Raw genomic sequence first — 19,437 nt, forward strand, 5'->3', positions numbered from 1 at the left:
GTGCTTCTTTCTATCTGGAGCGACTGTCCTAGGCACAGAATGATACGCACTAACGTATTAGCAGGTTGAAGATTCATTCGGACTATTGCTGAAACGAAGCCGCCGGGCAGGGGAGTACCATAAGCGTAACATTGATGGTTTGCGTGAAGAAAATATTTTTTGCCTACACATTCCGTTGAAAAATTCACACCGTTCAAGCGCAGCGCGTTTGGGAACTTTTTCAATGCTTAGTTAAAGGCAAAAAATATTTTTAGCAAAGCATCTAAGTGAAGCGTTGGTACTCCCCTGCCCGGCGGCGCGGCTTTCCTCGAATAAAAACACGGTAATTTACAAACTGCAATTTTACAGCAAACGGCCCGCTGGTTTTTGTGTGCCAGCGGGCCGTTTGTTTTATTTTTCCTGCATGAGGAACGGACGCAGTTCTTCTTCGTCGGGGGTGATATAGAGGGTCTTTTGGTTCGTGAAGATGACGAAGCCTGGTTTGCTGCCCGAGGGCTTCTTGACGTAGCGGATTTCCGTGTAGTCGACGGGGATTTTGGATGAGCCCTGGGCTTTGCTGAAGTGGGCGGCAAGGCTGGCGCAGAGCAGGAGGTTGTCCTCGCTTACGGGATCGCCGCCGTTGCGCAGGATGACGTGGGAGCCCGGGATGTTCTGGGTGTGGAACCAGGTGTCGTTGAAGCTGGCGGTCTTACAGGTCAGCTTGTCGTTCTGGTAGTTGTTCTTGCCGATGAAGATATCGATGCCGTCAGGCGTCTGGAAGTGGAACGGATGGGAGGGCTTATCGTTGTTCTTGCGCTTGAGCTTTTCGCGCAGGTAGCCGCTTTCCACGAGCTCGTTGTGGATTTCGGCGATTTCGCCAAGGCTTTCGGAGGCCAGCAGGGAGGCTTCGATGCTTTCCAGATACGTGATGTTGTCTTCGCATTCGCGGCGCTGGACGCGCAGGAGTTCCTGGGCGCGTTTGAGCTTGTCGTATTTCTTGTAGCAGGCCTGCATGTTTTGGATGATCGTATAGCGCTGGTCCAAAGGGATCGTGATGGTCTCGCCGGTCTCGCTGTAGATGTTGGCTACGGTGATCTCACTGTCCACATGGTCCTGGAACTGATACTGGTAGGTCATGAGATTGTCGCCGCGAATCTTGTATTCCTCGGCATTTTCGGCGGCGGCGATTTCCTCGTCGAGCTTCACGAGCTTGTTCTCGGCGCGGTTCAGCTCATTCTTGACCAGTTTCTTGAACCGGTCCTTGTCGGGCAGGACGTAGCTTCCGGCAAGCTGGTCGGCCTTTTCGAGCATGGCGCTGAGGGTGGGGAAGGCAAGGCTGGTACCGCTGGCCAGATAGTGGAGCGGGAAGGAGCTCATGGCCAGGATTTTCTTGTTTTCATCGATCACAAGAACGGGCTGGGCGTTTTCGTCGCTGGCGGCGGCGCGGATTTCCATGAGGGCATCGCGGATGGCCGTGAAGTCAACGGCTTCGAGGGTGCCAATGCGGGTGCTGGGGGCAAGGCCGGCGGAGAAACAGGTCTCCTTGGCCGACACGGGGCCAAAGCCCATGCAGGCAGAGAGCAGGGCCTTGTCGAGCCGCTGCTCGCCATCCTTCTGGATGCTGGCGATGATGTCGTCAAGGTCCGCGGTGAAGAGGTCGAGCTTGTCCTGCCCCGGGGGCAGCTCGTAGGCATCGCCAGGCAGGACCGTGCGCACACGGCTGCTGTTGGCGCCGATCTTGCGCAGGGCATCGATGATGGTGCCGTCCTGCACGAGGATGATGTTGCTGTACTTGCCCATGAGTTCCATGACGAGGGTCTTGGTGACTATCTTGCCGCCAGCGGCCAGCGAATCCACGTCCATGAGCAGCAGGCGGTCGAGGCCGTGCTGGCGGATGGCGGCGATGCGTCCCGTTTCCAGCTGCTTGCGCAGTACCATGCAGAAGACGGGAGGTTCGGGCGGGTTCTCGAGATTGCGCTCCAGAAGATGTGCCGAAGGATTCTGCGAGTTGATGGAGATATGCAGCAGGTAATTCTGCCCTGGCTGTCGAATCGACAGGATGATGGATTGTTTGTTGGGCTGCGTGATTTTATCGATGCGCCCGCCGGCGAGCGTCGCGTTGAGCTCCCGGGCGAGAGCATGCATGGAAAAGCCGTCAAGACTCATGATGATTCTCCTTTATAAATCGTAGGGTATAACTTCTAAATTATATCATCAATGCCAGAGCGGGGCAATTCGTGACGTGACCTCGAGGGAGGGTATTGCATAAGATTGCAAAAAACAATATAATACTATAATGAGTAACTAGAATTGGGAGGCTGTAGGCGATGAAATTTACGAAATGGCAGGGCTGCGGCAATGACTTTGTGCTCATTGACTGCCGCGAGCAAGAGCCGGAGGATTATGCGGCGCTTTCCCAGAAGGTTTGTGATCGTCATTATGGTATCGGCGCGGATGGCATCCTCGTCGTACTGCCGTCGGCCAAGGCGGATTTCCGCATGCGCATCTTCAATACGGATGGCAGTGAGGCGGAGATGTGCGGCAACGGCATCCGCTGCTTTGCGCGGTATCTCTACGACTATAAATTGACCAGCAAGACCGAGTTCACGGTGGAGACGGGGGCTGGTATCCTCGTGCCGAAGATCATCCTTGCAGAGGATGAAGTGACTGGTGTCCAGGTGGATATGGGCGAGCCCCATCTTCTGGGCGAGGAAATCCCCGTTCTGGGTTTTGATGGCAGGAAGGTCATTGCCGAGCCGATTACAGTGGCCGGCACGACCTATGCGATGACGGCGGTCTCGATGGGCAATCCCCATTGCGTCGTCTTTGTGGATGATGCAGAAAAATTCCCGATTGAGGAGCTGGGCACGCAGTTTGAGCATCATGCGTTGTTCCCGCGCAAGACGAATACGGAGTTCGTCGAGGTCAAGGACCGCAGCCATGTGCGCATGCGCGTCTGGGAGCGTGGAGCGGCAATCACGCTGGCCTGTGGCACAGGCTCCTGTGCCACGGTGGTGGCCGGTGTCCTCAACGATAAGATCGACCGCAAGGCCGAGGTCCAGCTCGATGGCGGCAAGCTCCTTGTGGAGTGGGCGGCAAATAACCATGTGTTCATGACTGGCCCGGCAGAGCTCGTGTTCACGGGCGAGTGGATTGGTTGAGACAGCAGGGAAAGAGGCGGTTCGATGCTAAAGAGCATGACGGGATTTGGTGCGGCGGCCATCGAGACGGAGGATTACAAGGTCTCCGTTGAGGTCAAGGCCGTCAACCAGCGGTTCCTCGAAATCAATTTCCATATGGGCCGGCAGCTGAGCCAATGGGAGGATGCGCTGCGCAAGTGCATCAAGGGCGTGGCTGCCCGCGGCAAGCTGGATGTGTATGTGAGCTTTGCCGACAAGCGCGAGAGCCAGGCTCATATCCGCGTCAACAAGGGGCTGGTGCTGGCCTACCAGCAGGCGCTCAACGAGATGAGCGATGTGCTGCATCTGGCGCGGCCCGATGATGTGCAGGCGTTTGCGGCCTTCCCTGATGTGCTGGAGATTGAAAGCGACAGCGATATCTCGGGGATGAAGCCGCTGCTCCTGCAGGCAATGGAGCAGGCGCTGGCAAACTTTGATGCCATGCGGGCGGCCGAGGGCAGCAACATCGAGGCGGATTTTGCGGCCCGGCTCAAGAAGCTCCTGTCGATGCGGGCAAAGGTCAGTGAACTGGCGCCAGGTATCGTGCATGCCTATCGCGACCACTTGCAGCAGACGATAGCTGAGGCACTGCAGAGCCAGACCTTTGACGAAACGCGGCTCATCCAGGAGACTGCGATCTACGCGGACCGCGTGGACATCACCGAGGAGCTCGTGCGCCTCGGCAGCCATTTCCAGCAGTTCCAGCAGATCGTTGCCCAGTCCGCAGAGCCGGTGGGGCGCAAGCTGGACTTTTTGATCCAGGAGATCAACCGCGAGACGAATACCATCGGCTCGAAGGCCAACAGCACGGAGGCCGCACAGCTTGTCGTCGATATGAAGAGCGAGATCGAGAAGCTGCGCGAGCAGGTTCAGAACATCGAATAAGAGGAGGTACCCCTTTGGATATCAAACTCATCAATATTGGTTTTGGCAATATCGTATCGGCCAACCGGATCGTAGCGATAGTAAGCCCCGAATCGGCGCCCATCAAGCGCATCATCCAGGAGGCCCGCGATGGCGAGCGCCTGATCGATGCCACCTATGGCCGCCGCACGCGCGCCGTCATCATCATGGACAGCGACCACGTCATCCTGTCGGCTGTACAGCCCGAGACGGTGGCCCATCGCGTCGAAGACGATGACGACACGGAAGTGAAAACTGAAATCAAAGAGAAAGAAGACGAGACGCAAGAATGAGCAAGGGATTATTGATTGTGGTTTCCGGGCCATCGGGCACCGGGAAGGGAACGGTCTGCAGCGAGCTGCTCGCGCAGACGCCGGAACTTGCCTATTCCATTTCGGCCACGACGCGCCAGCCGCGTGAGGGTGAAGTCGATGGTAAGAACTACTACTTCATGGATAAGGCACAGTTCGAGAAAATGATCGAGGAGGGCGGCTTCCTCGAGTATGCCAATGTCTATGGCAACTACTACGGCACGCCGCTGGGCAAGATCGAGGAGCGTCTCGCCGCTGGCGAGGACATCCTGCTGGAAATCGACACGCAGGGTGCGCTCAATGTCATGAAGAAGTGCCCCGACGGGCTATTCATCTTCCTGCTGCCGCCGTCCATCGGCGAGCTCGAGCGCCGCATCCGCGGCCGCGGCTCGGAGACGGCTGATTCGCTGGCCAAGCGTCTCGGCGCTGCCAAGGAGGAGATCGCCATCGGTCGCCAGTATGGCTATGCCGTGGTCAACGATACGGTACGCCAGGCAGTCAAGCGCATCAAATGCATCATGACGGCTGAGCATTGCCGTGTAAGCATGAACTTAGATAAATTTGAGGAGTTGGAACAGTAATGAAAGCAAATAACAATCCCGTAATGAGCATGGTAAATCCGTCCACCGATACGCTGATGAAACAGGTCGACAGCCGCTATGGCCTCGTCGTCTGCGCTTCCAAGCGTGCCCGTCAGCTGCTGAGCGGCGAGGAGCTCAAGGAGCTCAAGTCGAAATCGACGAAGAATGTCACGAACGCACTGGAGGAGATTGCCGAGGGCAAGATCAACTACAAGATTTCCAAAGCGGATCTCTAAGCCATGGAACTTCAGGGCAAGAAAATCGTTCTGGGCGTGACGGGGGGCATCGCGGCCTATAAGGCGGTAGAGATTGTCAGCCGCCTGCGCAAGGCAGGGGCTGAAGTGCACGTCATCATGACGAAAGAGGCGACACAGTTTGTCACGGAGCTGACCTTCCGCGAGATCAGCGGCCAGCCAGTGGCTGTCGACATGTGGGAGAAAGTCACGCATTTCAACGTGGAGCACATCGCCCTCGCGCAGCTTGCCGACCTTATGCTGATTGCACCGGCTACGGCCAATATCATCGCCAAGGCGGCTGTGGGCATCGCCGATGACATGCTCTCGACGACGCTGCTGGCGACGAAGGCGCCCATCTACGTGGCGCCCGCGATGAATACGAATATGTACGAGAATCCCATCACGCAGCGCAATATCGCTGAACTGAGGTCCCGTGGGTTCCATATCATCGAGCCTGCGGCAGGGCATCTGGCCTGCGGCACGAGCGGCAAGGGCAGGCTGCCAGAGCCCGTGGATATCGTGCGCATCGTCAGCGCCGCTCTGACCAGTCAGGACTTGACAAGTCAACCGTTGACATGTCAGGATCTGACTGGTCAATTGACCGGTCAGAAAATCCTTGTGACGGCTGGCGGCACGATCGAGCCGCTCGATCCCGTGCGCTATATCGGCAACCGCTCGACGGGCCGCATGGGCTATGCCATTGCAGAAGAGGCCGCGCGGCGTGGCGCCGAGGTCGTTCTGGTCTCGGGCCCGACGGTGCTGGAGGATCCTGCGGGTGTCCGCGTCATCCGCATCGAGACGGCGCGGCAGATGCGCGAGGCTGTTCTGGCAGAGTTCCCGAAAGCGGCGGCTGTCATCAAGTCGGCGGCCGTGGCCGACTATCGTCCAGCTGCTGTGGCGGAGCAGAAAATCAAGAAGAGCGAGGATGATCTGACGCTGCATCTCGTGCGCAATCCGGACATCCTCTATGAGCTCGGCCAGAAGAAGGAGCACCAGGTGCTCGTCGGCTTTGCGGCTGAGACCTGCAAGGTCGAGGAGTACGCGCGCAAGAAGCTGGCGAAGAAGAATCTCGACTTCATCGTGGCCAACGATGTCTCCGAGGCTGACGCTGGCTTTGGCGTTGAGACGAACCGCATCAAGCTCATTGACCGGTCAGGCCGGATGACGCCATATCCGCTGATGAGCAAGAAGGAATTGGCGGGCATCATACTCGACCATGTGGCTGAGGTGCTGGAAAAATAGACAGATGTGTAAGGTAACGGAAGCAGTCTTTGCCGGTGGCAGGGGCTTCTTCCGTTTCTTTGTGAGGAGATGAAGCGTTGTACCTTCACTATTATTGGCTGCGCCTGAAGCGCTGGATGCGCTGGTTCGTGCATCGCTATGGCGTCTTGTTCGTGGCGCTGGCGGCCTGCAATATCCCGACGATGGTGCAGATCGGCATGTTCCAGGAGGAGGCTGTGCCCCTATGGGGGCGTGCTGCGCTGACGCTGGCAGGGATCGTCCGCACGCTGGGCATGGTCTTCCTGCTGACACTGGCGCTGGGCTGGCTGCCCAAAGTGGTGCAGCGGCTGGCAGTGCTGGCAAGTTTCCTGCTGGCGCTGGCCGATGGATTTGCCCTTTACAGCTATCATAACTACCTCGACGAGGGCATGATGCAGGTCATCTTCGAGACGAATCCGCAGGAGGCGCGCGAGTATGTGCTGGCCCAGTCGGGGCATCTTGTCCTGCTGCTGGCGGCAGCACTGGCAGCCTGTGGCCTGCTCTGGCAGGGGCGAGGGAAGCTGTCCAGGCTCTGGCAGCGGGCGCAGCCACGGCTGGCGGCGGTGCTGGCCTGTGGTGTCTTCCTGTTCGCGGGCACCGTGGTCTATGCTGGCTCGGAGGCTGCGCAGGATGGCATGGATGCGGCGGTGTACCTTGGCAAGAATTATCCGCAGCAATACTCGCTGGGCCGCGTGGCCTACATCATCCCGAAGGCCTTCGAGGAGATAGGCTCGGCGGAGTATGTCGATGCCACGCTGGCCGCGCAGCCGGTGGAGCTTCTCCGGCAGGAGAACGACATCCCGCAGGTCGTCTTCATCCTCGGCGAGTCGACGAGCCGCCATCACATGCAGCTCTATGGCTACGAACTGCCGACGACGCCGCAGCTTGCAGCACGGGCAGAACGGGGAGAGCTCACGGTGTTCACCGATGCCATCAGCCCCCATGCGGCGACGATGGCCGTCATGAAGACACTGTTCTGCTTTTACGATCATGCGCAGGAGCAGGCGGGCGGCGTCTGGTATGAGCAGCTCAATCTCTTTGATATCCTGCGGGCGGCTGGCATCCGCACAGCCTGGGTCTCCAATCAGGAGTCGGCGGGCTTCTATGGCAGCATCGGCCGTACGCTTGCGGGGCGCTGTGACGAACACCGTTTTACGAGCTCGACTTCACATACAATCGATCTCGTCGAGCGCTATGACGAAGAGGTGCTGCCGCTGCTCGATGACAGTCTGACGCGCAGTGCGGCGCAGAATTTCACGGTGGTGCATCTGATGGGGGCCCATGAGGACTTCATCCGCCGCTATCCTGCGGCGTTTGCGCAGTTCACGGCAGCAGATGAAAGCGGCGAGGGCCGCGCGGTGCGTGCCGAATATGACAATGCGGTGCTCTATGATGACTACATCGTCGACCAGATCATTCGCCGGTTCGAAGCGCAGGATGCCATCGTCATCTTCATCTCCGACCACGGCGAGGAGATCAACGACACCCGCGCCGTGGTCGGCCATGGCGATGAGAGCAGCAGCTGGCAGCGCGATATCCCGATGGTCTGCTGGACCTCGGAGAAGTTCCGCGCCAAGCGCCCTGCGCTCATGGAGCGGCTGGCAGCGGCCAGCACGCGGCCTTATATGACGGATGATATGATCCATACCCTGCTGGACCTCATGCAGACTGAAGTGCCGGCCTACCGACGCGACAAGAGCATCCTGCAGGCAGGCTACCGGCAGGAGCTGCGGCTGCTTAAAGGAAAGAAACCGTATAGATACAGGGGAGAGGATAGAGAACGTGAAGAAAGATTATAAATTGCTGGCACTGGACTTTGACGGCACGACCCTTGACTCGGCCAAACGGTTCCCAGCGGAAATCAGTGCGGCCGTGCATGAGCTCAAGGCGCGCGGCATCGAGGTGATCGTCTCCAGCGGACGCGGCAAGGCGGAGCTCAAGGATTACGAGCGGGAGCTTGCGGATTTTGACTATGGCGTCATGATCAGCGGCGGCCTTGTCTACGATTTCCGCGCCCGTGAGCCGATAGCCAGACAGCCCTTGCCGGAGGCGGTCCTGGTACAGGCCTTTGCTGCGGCGGAGGAGGAACAGGCGATGACCCAGCTGCTGACCGTGGACGAGTCCGTGACGCGGGGCAGCCATATCGCGCGCATGGAAGACTTCCACATGGAGATATACCGGGAGATGTATGAGCGCGTCTGCCGCTGCGAGGAAGACCTGGCAGGTTTTATCGCGGCACAGGCTGGAGACATCTGCAAGATGAATATCTATCATCGCGATGAAGCGTCGCGGCTGCGCAATTACGAGCGCCTCGGAAAGCTCGGGCTCTCGATGACCTTTGCCGAGCAGACATCGCTGGAGCTGTCGGCCCAGGGCATCTCCAAGGCCCATGGGCTCAAGGTCATCTGTGACCATCTGGGCATCCGCACCGATGAGGTTGTAGCCATCGGCGACGCGCCCAATGATGAAGAGGTACTCAAGCTGGCGGGCCTCGGTGTTGCCATGGGCAATGCCAGCGAGGAGATCAAAGCCATCAGCGATGCCGTGGTGGCCGATAACGACCATCTCGGTGTGCTGGAAGCGATAAACAGGTTCTTCTGACGAAAGGATGATTACTATGCCAAAATCTATGCCCAAATTCTACAATTCCCTGGTCCAGGCCTGGAATACGATTTTCTTTGCGATGCTGCTGGTCGGCGGCATCTATGCATTCATGTCCGGCCATCCCGTGGCTGGCGTGCTCATGGTCATCGCCGGCGGCTGGGGCGTATGGTTCTGCGGCAAGCAGGTCAACTACCTCATGAATACGAAGGCAGAGGACCTGCCCAAGACCAAGCTCGACGAAAAGCTGGCTGAGCAGACGGCAAAAGCGCTGGAAGCGAATATGAAGAAGGGCGAATAAAGAATAAAGATTGACGAGTCAACCTGGCGTTGGCTCGTTTTTTCATGCGCAGAAGGAAGACCGCCGCCAAGGCGTCAGCCATATCGATGTGCTGGTGGCGGAAGCAACGGGCTGCATGGACGGGATTGTTTCCTGCATGGAATAATCTGGTAAGTATGTCTGAAAGTGTTTTGTTCTGGAAAAAGAATTGCTACGAATGTCCGCCTGTTAAAAACTTTACTGGATTTTATTGTTGTAACATTGTATAATATTACATGGTGTACAAATTCTTGAAAAGGGTGGGAGACATTATGAAATTATCACGCAAGGTAAAACTGCTGGCACTCGGCGTTACGACGATGCTGGCTACGGGAATCATGGCTGGCTGCGGCGGCTCGGAGCAGGCGTCGAACGGTGGCGGCAAGACGTACAAGATCGGTGTGGTGCAGCTCGTCGAGCACAGTGCCCTCGATGCTGCCAACAAGGGCTTCGTGGATGGTTTGAAGGAACGTGGCTTTGAGGAAGGAAAAAACGTCACCTTCGACCAGCAGAATGCACAGGCTGACCAGTCAAATCTGCAGAACATCGCCCAGCGTTTCGTCAGCGGCAAGATGGATCTCATCTGCGCCATTGCGACGCCGGCCGCTCAGTCGATCGCCAATGCGACGAAGGATATCCCTATCCTCGGCACGGCCATCACGGACTATGTGGGCGCAAAACTGGCGGCTTCTAACGATAAGCCCGGGGCAAATGTCTCGGGGACGAGCGATATGAACCCCATCAAGGAGCAGGTTGATCTCCTGATGAAGCTTTGCCCGAACGCCAAGACAATCGGCGTCATCTACTGCTCGAGCGAGGTCAACTCCGAGGTGCAGGTCAAGGCAATGACGGAGTATGCAGCCTCCAAGGGGCTGACGGTCAAGACCGCGACGATCTCGACGGTCAACGATATCCAGCAGGCGGCGCAGAGCCTGGTTGGCGCTGTGGATGCCTTCTATGTTCCGACGGATAACGTCATCGCCTCGGCTATGCCGACGCTGGTGGCCATCACCGATGCGGCCAAGAAGCCGGTCATCTGCGGTGAGCCGAACATGGTCAAGGCCGGCGGCCTGGCTACCTATGGCATCGACTACTACAAGCTCGGTGTCCAGACGGGCCATATGGCAGCCGATGTCCTCGAAGGCAAAGCAAAACCGGCTGATATGCCAATCCAGACGGCAAAGGATCTCAAGGTCGTGATCAACAAGAAGAATGCTGCGGCACTTGGCATCACGCTGCCGGAGGATGTCCTCAAAGGAGCAGATGTCATCGAGTAAGTGATGGGAATACAGGAAAGAGCGCAGGCCAGTGCAGTTCTGCTGCATCAGCCGCGCTCTTTTTGCTACAACGTCTAGGTAATAGGAGATTCAATTATGGATTTAGTAATCGCTACGGTCTCGCAGGGAATGCTATGGGCGCTGCTGGCTATCGGCGTCTATCTGACCTTCCGTGTGCTCGATATTGCTGACCTCACGGTGGAGGGCAGCTTTCCCCTTGGTGCAGCCACGGCGGCGACGATGATCGTCGCGGGTGCCCATCCGCTCATGGCCATCTTGGCCGCTTGCCTGGCGGGCATGCTCGCCGGTGTAGTCACGGGCTTCCTCTGCACGAAACTCAAGATCCCGGCTTTGCTGGCGGGAATCCTCACAATGATTGCCCTCTATTCGGTCAACCTGCGCATCATGGGCAAGGCCAATCTGCCGCTGTTGCAGCAGGATACGGTCTTTACCATCTGGACTGTTGGCGGGCTGGACAAGTCGCTGACGACGCTGGTCATCGGCACGATCATCGTGCTGGTGGTGGCGCTGCTCAACTACTGGTTCTTCGGCACGGAGCTGGGCACGGCAGTGCGCGCGACGGGCTTCAACCCGCATATGATCCGGGCTAACGGCATCAACACGGACAATATGATCGTGCTGGGCCTCCTGCTGTCCAACGGACTGGTGGCCATTTCGGGAGCGCTGGTCGCCCAGAGCAATGGCTTTGCTGATGTGGGCATGGGCGTTGGCACCATCGTCATCGGCCTGGCTTCGGTCATCATCGGCGAGGTGCTCTTCGGCACGCGCAGTTTCAAGAACTGCCTGATTTCGGTCATCCTCGGCTCGATTGTCTACCGCGCCGTCATTGCCATCGTGCTGCAGATGGGAATGCCGCCCAATGACCTCAAGTTGTTCACGGCCATTCTCGTCGCACTGGCGTTGTCACTGCCGCTCTTGCAGGCGCGCTGGAACAAGTTCCGGAAGGGGGTACACTGATGCTGCATATCGAAAACATTTCCAAGACCTTCAATCCAGGGACCATCACGGAGAAATTGGCCCTGCATAACGTCAGCCTTCATCTGGCACCGGGAGATTTCGTTACGGTCATTGGCGGCAACGGCGCGGGCAAATCGACGCTGATGAACTCGATCGCCGGCACGTATCCGGTGGATGAGGGCAGCATCACCATTGCTGGCACCGACATCACCAAATGGCCGGAGCATAAGCGTGCCAAGTATATCGGCCGCGTGTTCCAGGACCCGATGATGGGCACGGCGGCGGGCATGATGATCGAGGAGAATCTTGCAATCGCCGAGCGCCGCGGCCTGACGCCGACGCTGCGCTGGAGTTCCTCCGCCGATGGCCGTGAGCACTTCCGCAAGCTCTTGAAGGGGCTCGACCTTGGCTTGGAGGACCGGCTCGAATCGAAGGTAGGACTGCTCTCAGGCGGCCAGCGCCAGGCTCTGACGCTGCTGATGGCGACGATGGCGCAGCCGAAACTTCTGCTGCTTGACGAGCATACGGCGGCGCTTGACCCCAAGACGGCTGAGAAGGTGCTGGCGCTGACAGAGAAGATTGTGGCCCAGCAGCATCTCACGACCCTCATGATCACCCATAACATGCGCGATGCCTTGAAATACGGCAACCGCCTCATCATGATGTATGAGGGCCATATCCTGTTCGATGTCGACAGTGAGAAGAAAAAGACCCTGGGCATCAAGGATCTGCTCGAGATGTTCGAGCAGGCTGCTGGCAGTGAGCTCAGCAGTGACAGCCTGCTGCTTAGCTGAGGAGATTTTATGAATCGCATTCATAAATAAGACTTGACTTTAAGATACGGGTACGGTATCATTGAATCATCAAAGCTGAATATGAACTCATCCAGAGCAGTGGAGGGAATGGCCCGATGAAGCTGCGGCAACCATTGATGCAAGTCAAAACGGTGCCAATTCCTTTAGGTTTTACCTATAAGATGAGAGTTAGGAAATGAAAGCTCTCGTTTTTGCGAGGGCTTTTTCTTATGAACCGGGACGTGTGAGGATATTCAGCAGCAAGTATTTTAACTACTGGGGAGGTAGATTTAATGAGTAAGAAACGTATGCTTTTTACTTCGGAATCGGTTACCGAAGGTCATCCGGATAAGATGGCAGACCAGATTTCCGACAGCATCCTCGATGCCATCCTGGCTGAGGATCCCATGGGCCGCGTTGCCTGCGAGACGATGGTAACGACGGGACAGGTACATGTAGTCGGCGAGATTTCGACGAAGTGCTATGTCGATATCCCGAAAATCATTCGCGATACGGTAAAGGAAATCGGCTATACGCGTGCAAAATACGGCTTTGATGCCGATACCTGCGGCATTCTCGTATCGCTTGACGAGCAGTCGCCGGATATCGCGCAGGGCGTCAACGAGGCTATCGAGTCCCGTGAGGGTGAGATGGATGCCGCTGAGGCCATCGGTGCTGGCGACCAGGGTATGATGTTCGGCTATGCGACGAACGAGACGCCGGAATTCATGCCGCTGCCGATTGCGCTGGCGCATCGTCTGGCCCGCCGCCTGACGGAAGTCCGCAAGAACGGCACGCTGCCGTACCTGCGTCCGGACGGCAAGACTCAGGTCACGATTGCCTATGAGGACGGCAAGGCTGTAGCTGTCGAGACCATCGTCATTTCGACCCAGCACGATGAGGACGTAACGCTGGAGCAGATTCGCAAAGACCTCATCGAGCAGGTCATCAAACCGGTGGTTCCGGCAGAACTCCTCAAGGAGGATACGAAAATCTTCATCAACCCGACGGGCAAGTTCGTCATCGGCGGCCCGCAGGGCGACTCGGGACTCACGGGCCGCAAGATTATCGTCGACACCTATGGCGGCTGGGCTCGTCATGGCGGCGGTGCGTTCTCGGGCAAAGACCCCACGAAGGTTGACCGCAGTGCAGCCTATGCGGCCCGCTATGTAGCGAAGAACATCGTCGCTGCAGGCCTGGCCGACAAGTGCGAGGTTCAGCTGGCCTACGCCATCGGCGTCGCTTATCCGGTATCCATCATGATCGATACCTTCGGTACGAATAAAGTGGCTGAGGAAAAGATTGAGGAAATCGTAAGCCGCAACTTCGATTTGCGTCCGGCCGGCATCATCAAGATGCTCGACCTGCGCCGCCCAATCTACAAGCAGACGGCTGCTTACGGCCACTTCGGCCGCACCGATGTCGACCTGCCGTGGGAGCACACGGATAAGGCTGACACGCTGAAGAAAGAAGCAGGGCTCTAAGAATATGGCAGGGCTCCCTCGGAAGGGGGAGCCCTTTGCTGTTTTCGCGGACAGGGTGTCAAGGAAAATACCTGTACAATGGGGCAAAAAGATATTGACAACTCAGACGGTCAATATTAAAATTAGATTGTTGCTTTACGATAAGAGTAATGTAATATGCAAGAGAGTATGGATACCAACGCGTATCCCTTTTTATTTATAGGAGGCAGATTACACAGAATGAGTATGATGACCAATGACAAGCTGAGAAATATTGCGATTATTGCCCACGTCGACCATGGTAAGACGACGCTGGTCGATGCAATGCTCAAGCAGAGTCACGTTTTCCGTTCCAATGAGCAGGTTGCTGAGCGTGTCATGGACTCCGGCGATATCGAGCGCGAGCGCGGTATCACGATCCTGTCCAAGAACACGGCAATCATGTACAACGACATCAAGATCAACATCGTCGATACGCCGGGCCATGCTGACTTCGGCGGCGAGGTTGAGCGTGTCCTCAACATGGTTGATGGTGTCGTTCTGCTCGTCGATGCTTTCGAGGGCCCGATGCCGCAGACGAAATACGTTCTGCGCAAGGCTCTCGAGCAGGGCCTCAAGCCGATCGTTGTCATCAACAAGATCGATAAACCGAACCAGCGCGTAGACGATGTCTATGACGAGGTTCTCGAGCTCTTCATGGAGCTCGATGCCGATGACGATCAGCTCGACTTCCCGGTTATCTATGCGACGGCCCGTGATGGTGTTGCCAAGTACAAGATGGAAGACGATAACGCTGACCTCAAACCGCTGATGGAGACGATTGTCAAAGAGATTCCGGCACCGAAAGGCGATCCGGAGGCTCCGCTCCAGATGATGGTCACGACGCTGGAGTCTGACTCCTTCGTTGGCCGCGTTGCCATCGGCCGCATCATCCGCGGTACGGCTAAGACGAACCAGAACGTCGTCCTCATCAATGGCGACCAGACGGTCAAGGCCAAAATCGGCAAGGTATTCGTTTATCAGGGCCTCAAACGCGTGGAAACCGAGTCGGCAAGCATGGGTGACATCGTCGCTCTGACGGGCCTCGGTGATGTTTCCATCGGCTACACGGTTGCCGATGCAGAGAATCCGGAGGCTCTGCCGACCATCAACATCGACGAGCCGACGCTCTCCATGACCTTCGGTGTCAACACGAGCCCGTTCGCCGGCCGTGAGGGCGAGTTCGTTACGTCCCGCCATCTGCGCGATCGTCTGTTCAAAGAGATCGAGACGAACGTTGCCATGAAGGTCGAAGAGACGGATTCGGCTGATGTATTCAAAGTATCTGGCCGTGGTGAGCTGCATCTGTCCATCCTCATCGAGACGATGCGCCGCGAGGGCTATGAGCTGCAGGTCGGTAAACCGGAAGTTGTCTACAAGACTATCAATGGCCAGCTCTGCGAGCCAATCGAGAATCTGACGGTCGAAGTACCGCAGGAGTTCATGGGTGCTGTTATGGAAGGCCTCGGCACGCGTAAAGCTGAGCTCGTCAACATGACGGAGACGGCTGGTTACATGCGCCTTGAGTTCACGATTCCGGCCCGCGGCCTGATCGGTTTCCGTTCCGAGCTTTTGACGAGCACGAAGGGCAACGGTATCATGAACCATGTCTTCCACGGCTATGCTCCGTACAAAGGCGATATCCCGGGCCGTACGCGCGGTTCGCTCGTTGCTTTCGAGCAGGGTGAGACGACGGGCTATGGTATCTTCACGCTGCAGGATCGCGGCACGATGTTCGTCGGCCCGGGCGAGGCAGTCTATGAGGGCATGATCGTCGGTGAGAACTCCCGTGAGAACGATATCGACATCAACCCGTGCAAGAAGAAAAACGTATCCAACATGCGTACGTCGTCCTCGGATGAAGCCATCCGCATCACGCCGCCGCGCATCCTGTCCCTGGAGCAGGCTATCGAGTACATCAACAGCGATGAGCTCGTCGAGGTTACGCCGGAGCACGTCCGTCTGCGCAAGTCCATCCTGGACCGCACGATCCGTGGCCGTAACGCCAAGAACGCCCGCAAAGGCTGATAACGTCTGAAAAGACGACAATAGAGTTACAATTAAGAAGTCCTGCTGGAAAAATATAATTTTTTCCAGCAGGACTTTTGCATTTTACCAAGAATTATGATATCATGTGGATAGTTAAACTATCGATTGAATGGATAAGTCTTTATAGAACTTTTCGCTGAATGAAAATCGGAATTATTATGATTGATTTGGAAGGACGATAAGCATGGGAGCAGGGGCAGTAATCAAGGACAAGATCAAGCAGTTGCAGGATCTTTTGATGCCGATCGAGTACGTGGACGAATTCGAGGAGGAGTTCGCCGAGGAACAGAAGTCTTCGCAGAAGAAGACGGCATCGGCAGCACAGGAACGCGTAGCAAGCTACGAGGAGGAAGTCAAGGTCGCTAACGGCGGTTCGTATCATGTGAGCCGTCCGAAGTACACGACGGGCTCCTACCAGAGCCAGGAGAAGAGCCGTCCGCAGCTGACGGTCCATACGACCAAGAAGATGGCACTCAAGGTGCAGATCTATGCGCCGAATAACTTCGACCAGGTCACGGCAATCGCGGATGACCTCAAGGCGGGCAAGGCCTGCGTCGTCAACTATGAGAAGATCGAGGCTGCTGAGCAGCGCCGCATCTGTGACTTCGTCAATGGTGTCTGCTATGTGCTCGATGGCTGCGCCAAGCGCGTCACGGGGCAGATCGTGCTCTACGTTCCGGCTGGCGTAGATGTTGCCGAGGCTATGACGGTAGCAATGCCGGAGTGATTCGCTGCCCGCAGTTTGTAGTTCATTTTGTCAAGAAGACCAGGCAGTCTGTGCAGACTGTCTGGTTTTTATATTTTTAAGTTAGTGAGGGGTTTCAATGGAACAGAACAATGAGATTTTGGATGGCGTATTGGATGAGTTTGCGAAGCTCGCAGCTATTCCGCGCAAATCTGGCCATGAGCAGGCAGTCAGTGACTTCCTGAAAAAATATCTGACCGAGGCAGGCTTTTCAGTCGTACAGGACGAGAAGAACAACATCATTGCCGATAAGCCGGCCAGCAAGGGCTTCGAGAAGGCACCGCTGACGATCCTGCAGGGCCATATGGATATGGTCTGCGTGGCGGAAAAGGGCTATGCCTATGATCCGCTCAAGGACCCGATCAAGCTTGTACGCGGCGAGAAATATCTGGAAGCCGAGGGGACGAGCCTGGGCGCTGATGATGGCATCGGCGTAGCCGAGGCGATGTACATCATGAAGAACGCCAAGGATCATGGCCCGCTGCGCATGATCGTGACGGTCGACGAGGAGCAGGGCATGACTGGTGCCATCCATCTGAGCGCTGACCATCTGAAAGATGCCAGCTTCCTTATCAACTGCGACTCGGAAAATTACGATGAACTGACGGTCGGCAGTGCGGGCAGCATCAATCTGGATTTTTCGCGCGAACTTACGCGCGAGGCTGCTATGCAGGCCAATAGCTGGAAAATCGAGGTCAAAGGCCTGCTCGGCGGCCATTCGGGCGAGCGCATCGGCGACGGCCGCGGCAATGCTATTCGTACGCTGGCGCTGGCCCTGCTGGCCTTGCAGGCTAAGGGCACGGTGGAACTGGCAGACTTCCAGGGCGGCAAGGCGCGCAATGCCATCCCCGATGATGCCACGGCGGTAATCGTTACGAACCTTGACGAGCAGGCCGTAAACGAAGTGCTCGCTGCCGAAAAGGCGCGCTTTATGCAGAACTACGGCACGGTCGATCCGGGCATGGACTTCGTCCTGACTGCAGCTGACAAGCCGGCCATGGTGCTCAAGGCTGGCGATGCCCAGCGCCTGCTCCGCCTGCTGACTATCCTCCACACGGGCGTCTACGCGATGTCGACGGTCATCCCGGGCCTTGTCGAGACGTCGGCGAACCTCGGCGTCGTAGCCATGGACGAAAACAGTGTCAATGTCCAGTTCTTCCCGCGCTCGGCTATCGATGGCAAGAATGATGAATTCGCGCTGATGGCGCAGGAATATGCGGCTCTGACGGGCTTTACGGCTCATATCGGCACGAAATCGCCGGGCTGGAAGGAAAACAAAGACAGCAAGCTCGCCAAGATCATGGCTGAGACGTTCAAGGCACAGAACGGCAAGGACATGAAGGTCGAGACCATCCATGCCGGCCTTGAGTGCGGCTGGCACTTCCTCAAGAACCCGCAGCTCGATATGGTATCGATTGGTGTCACGACCATCGATATCCATAGTCCGAACGAGCGCCTGCTGCTTGAAACGGTAAAACCGCAGGTGGATCTCATCGTAGAGACGCTGCATAAGATTGCTAAGCTCTAAGCGATAAGAAGATAAAGACAGAAGCCCACAGATGCACAGTGATGCGTCTGTGGGCTTTATATATTGCAGGCTGCCAGCTGGTCCGCGCATCAAGCGGGATTCCCTTTCACACGCGCCGGCAGGTCCCTGCAATTTCTGCTGGTGCCTAGGTGTTTTTTGCAGTCTCAAGGAATTCTGCCATGCTATGGCGAAGCTATAAGTGGATGTATCTGTGTGTGATGAGGAGGGATAGAATGCTGAGCAGGCGTTCATTTATCCGCCATTTGGCGGTGGGGCTGGCAGCTTTGGCTGTGGGCGGCTGGGAGAGACTGGCCGGTGCTGAGGGCCGGGAGTATTATCGCCTGGTAGTGCTGGGGGATCCGCATTTGCCGGTGCGTGTGGCGAAGCATCCGAAGCCGGCAAGCCAGCAGGCAATCCGTGCGGCTAAGGACGATGTGATCGCCGATATCAATGGCTGGGAGGATGTTTCGGCGGTGGCGGTAGTCGGCGATATCGTCGAGCAGCTGGCGGTGCAGCGGGAGTATGATTATATCCGTGGATTTTTTGCCAAGCTGAAAAAGAAATGCTGGGTCATCACGGGCAATCACGAGTTCCTTTATGAGGACACGTTGCAGGCTGATGGCCGGGCGAAGGTGGCTGGGCCGCTGATGTGGCGGAAGAAACTGGCTTACTTTGCGACCTTCTGGCAGCTGCCGCGGCGCTGGTACACCAAAGACCTCGGCAGGTATCATCTGGTCTTCCTGTCGGCTGAAGGACCGCTGCCCACGCAGATTGGGGAGGAACAGCTGGAGTGGTTCCGCAAGGATCTGGCCAAGCATCGCGACAAGACCACGCTGGTCTTTTTTCATGGGCCCCTCAACCATACCTTGCTGAACTATAAGAAATCCGTCAATACCCCCAAGACCATTGCGATGCCCGCCGATGCAATCGATGCGATTCTGACCGAGAATCCCCAGGTGAGGCTGTGGGTATCGGGACATACGCACACGCCGTGCAATAACCCGAGCTATGCCGATAAGAAGGTCAACCGCTATAACGAGCATACGTATAATATCCACAACGATTGCATGGACAGGAAGAAGATAACGACCAATTCCATCTACTTGTATGAGGATCATATCGAAGTCCGTACCTTTGACCATAAGCATAAGAAATGGCTAACAGGATTTGACCGGTCATTTTGACATGTCAGATC

At 56.8% G+C, this 19,437-nt stretch carries 19 protein-coding genes and 1 riboswitch; of the genes, 18 read left to right on the forward strand and 1 reads right to left on the reverse strand.

Annotated elements, in window-relative coordinates:
- Nucleotides 1-390: 390 nt before the first annotated feature.
- Nucleotides 391-2,145 carry an Rqc2 family fibronectin-binding protein gene (locus BM181_RS04280; protein ID WP_075442581.1) on the reverse strand — a complete coding sequence of 585 codons (1,755 nt, stop codon included), beginning with the start codon at nt 2,143-2,145 and terminating at the stop codon, nt 391-393.
- Nucleotides 2,146-2,306: 161 nt separating this feature from the next.
- Between BM181_RS04280 and dapF the strand changes: the two genes are divergently transcribed.
- The 18 genes from dapF to BM181_RS04370 all read left to right on the forward strand — a co-directional run bounded on the left by dapF (nt 2,307) and on the right by BM181_RS04370 (nt 19,426).
- Nucleotides 2,307-3,140: a diaminopimelate epimerase gene (gene dapF, locus BM181_RS04285; protein ID WP_075442582.1), complete on the forward strand. Its 834-nt coding sequence runs from the start codon at nt 2,307-2,309 to the stop codon at nt 3,138-3,140.
- A 24-nt stretch (nt 3,141-3,164) separates the two neighbouring features.
- On the forward strand, nt 3,165-4,043 hold the full coding sequence (locus BM181_RS04290; RefSeq protein WP_075442583.1) for a YicC/YloC family endoribonuclease: 879 nt from the start codon (nt 3,165-3,167) through the stop codon (nt 4,041-4,043).
- Between the two features lie 14 nt (nt 4,044-4,057).
- Nucleotides 4,058-4,354, forward strand: a complete 297-nt coding sequence (gene remA, locus BM181_RS04295) for an extracellular matrix/biofilm regulator RemA (RefSeq protein WP_075442584.1) — start codon at nt 4,058-4,060, stop codon at nt 4,352-4,354.
- Nucleotides 4,351-4,953 carry a guanylate kinase gene (gene gmk / locus BM181_RS04300; protein WP_075442585.1) on the forward strand — a complete coding sequence of 201 codons (603 nt, stop codon included), beginning with the start codon at nt 4,351-4,353 and terminating at the stop codon, nt 4,951-4,953. The genes remA and gmk overlap by 4 nt, the downstream gene beginning before the upstream one ends.
- Nucleotides 4,953-5,189 (forward strand): DNA-directed RNA polymerase subunit omega, encoded by a 237-nt coding sequence (gene rpoZ / locus BM181_RS04305; RefSeq protein ID WP_371263007.1) that lies wholly within the window; start codon nt 4,953-4,955, stop codon nt 5,187-5,189. The genes gmk and rpoZ overlap by 1 nt, the downstream gene beginning before the upstream one ends.
- Before the next feature lie 3 nt (nt 5,190-5,192).
- On the forward strand, nt 5,193-6,431 hold the full coding sequence (coaBC, locus tag BM181_RS04310; RefSeq protein WP_075442586.1) for a bifunctional phosphopantothenoylcysteine decarboxylase/phosphopantothenate--cysteine ligase CoaBC: 1,239 nt from the start codon (nt 5,193-5,195) through the stop codon (nt 6,429-6,431).
- Nucleotides 6,432-6,508: 77 nt separating this feature from the next.
- Nucleotides 6,509-8,248 (forward strand): phosphoethanolamine transferase family protein, encoded by a 1,740-nt coding sequence (locus tag BM181_RS04315; protein ID WP_075442587.1) that lies wholly within the window; start codon nt 6,509-6,511, stop codon nt 8,246-8,248.
- Nucleotides 8,232-9,050, forward strand: a complete 819-nt coding sequence (locus tag BM181_RS04320) for a Cof-type HAD-IIB family hydrolase (RefSeq protein WP_075442588.1) — start codon at nt 8,232-8,234, stop codon at nt 9,048-9,050. Before BM181_RS04315 ends, BM181_RS04320 begins: the two co-directional genes overlap by 17 nt.
- 16 nt (nt 9,051-9,066) lie before the next feature.
- Nucleotides 9,067-9,351 carry a hypothetical protein gene (locus tag BM181_RS04325; RefSeq protein WP_075427881.1) on the forward strand — a complete coding sequence of 95 codons (285 nt, stop codon included), beginning with the start codon at nt 9,067-9,069 and terminating at the stop codon, nt 9,349-9,351.
- A gap of 10 nt (nt 9,352-9,361) precedes the next feature.
- Entirely contained in the window at nt 9,362-9,496 is a 135-nt protein-coding gene (locus tag BM181_RS15505; protein ID WP_256211293.1) for a hypothetical protein, read from the forward strand.
- 145 nt (nt 9,497-9,641) lie between these two features.
- Nucleotides 9,642-10,646, forward strand: a complete 1,005-nt coding sequence (locus BM181_RS04330; RefSeq protein WP_075442589.1) for an ABC transporter substrate-binding protein — start codon at nt 9,642-9,644, stop codon at nt 10,644-10,646.
- 96 nt (nt 10,647-10,742) lie between these two features.
- Nucleotides 10,743-11,624, forward strand: a complete 882-nt coding sequence (locus tag BM181_RS04335; RefSeq protein WP_075442590.1) for an ABC transporter permease — start codon at nt 10,743-10,745, stop codon at nt 11,622-11,624.
- Nucleotides 11,624-12,418, forward strand: coding sequence for an ABC transporter ATP-binding protein (locus tag BM181_RS04340; protein WP_075442591.1), 795 nt, complete (start codon nt 11,624-11,626; stop codon nt 12,416-12,418). The genes BM181_RS04335 and BM181_RS04340 overlap by 1 nt, the downstream gene beginning before the upstream one ends.
- A gap of 84 nt (nt 12,419-12,502) precedes the next feature.
- Nucleotides 12,503-12,607, forward strand: a riboswitch (SAM riboswitch).
- A gap of 104 nt (nt 12,608-12,711) precedes the next feature.
- Entirely contained in the window at nt 12,712-13,902 is a 1,191-nt protein-coding gene (gene metK / locus BM181_RS04345; RefSeq protein WP_075442592.1) for a methionine adenosyltransferase, read from the forward strand.
- A 225-nt stretch (nt 13,903-14,127) separates the two neighbouring features.
- Complete coding sequence (gene typA, locus BM181_RS04355; RefSeq protein WP_074515485.1) at nt 14,128-15,948, forward strand: translational GTPase TypA; 1,821 nt, start codon at nt 14,128-14,130, stop codon at nt 15,946-15,948.
- 205 nt (nt 15,949-16,153) lie between these two features.
- Nucleotides 16,154-16,696: a cell division protein SepF gene (locus tag BM181_RS04360; protein ID WP_075442594.1), complete on the forward strand. Its 543-nt coding sequence runs from the start codon at nt 16,154-16,156 to the stop codon at nt 16,694-16,696.
- A 97-nt stretch (nt 16,697-16,793) separates the two neighbouring features.
- Nucleotides 16,794-18,242: a beta-Ala-His dipeptidase gene (gene pepD / locus BM181_RS04365; protein ID WP_075442595.1), complete on the forward strand. Its 1,449-nt coding sequence runs from the start codon at nt 16,794-16,796 to the stop codon at nt 18,240-18,242.
- A gap of 233 nt (nt 18,243-18,475) precedes the next feature.
- Entirely contained in the window at nt 18,476-19,426 is a 951-nt protein-coding gene (locus BM181_RS04370) for a metallophosphoesterase (protein ID WP_075442596.1), read from the forward strand.
- The last annotated feature ends 11 nt before the right edge of the window (nt 19,427-19,437 follow it).

Origin of the sequence: Pseudoselenomonas ruminantium (assembly GCF_900113715.1) — a bacterium.
Lineage (GTDB): Bacteria > Bacillota > Negativicutes > Selenomonadales > Selenomonadaceae > Selenomonas_A > Selenomonas_A caprae.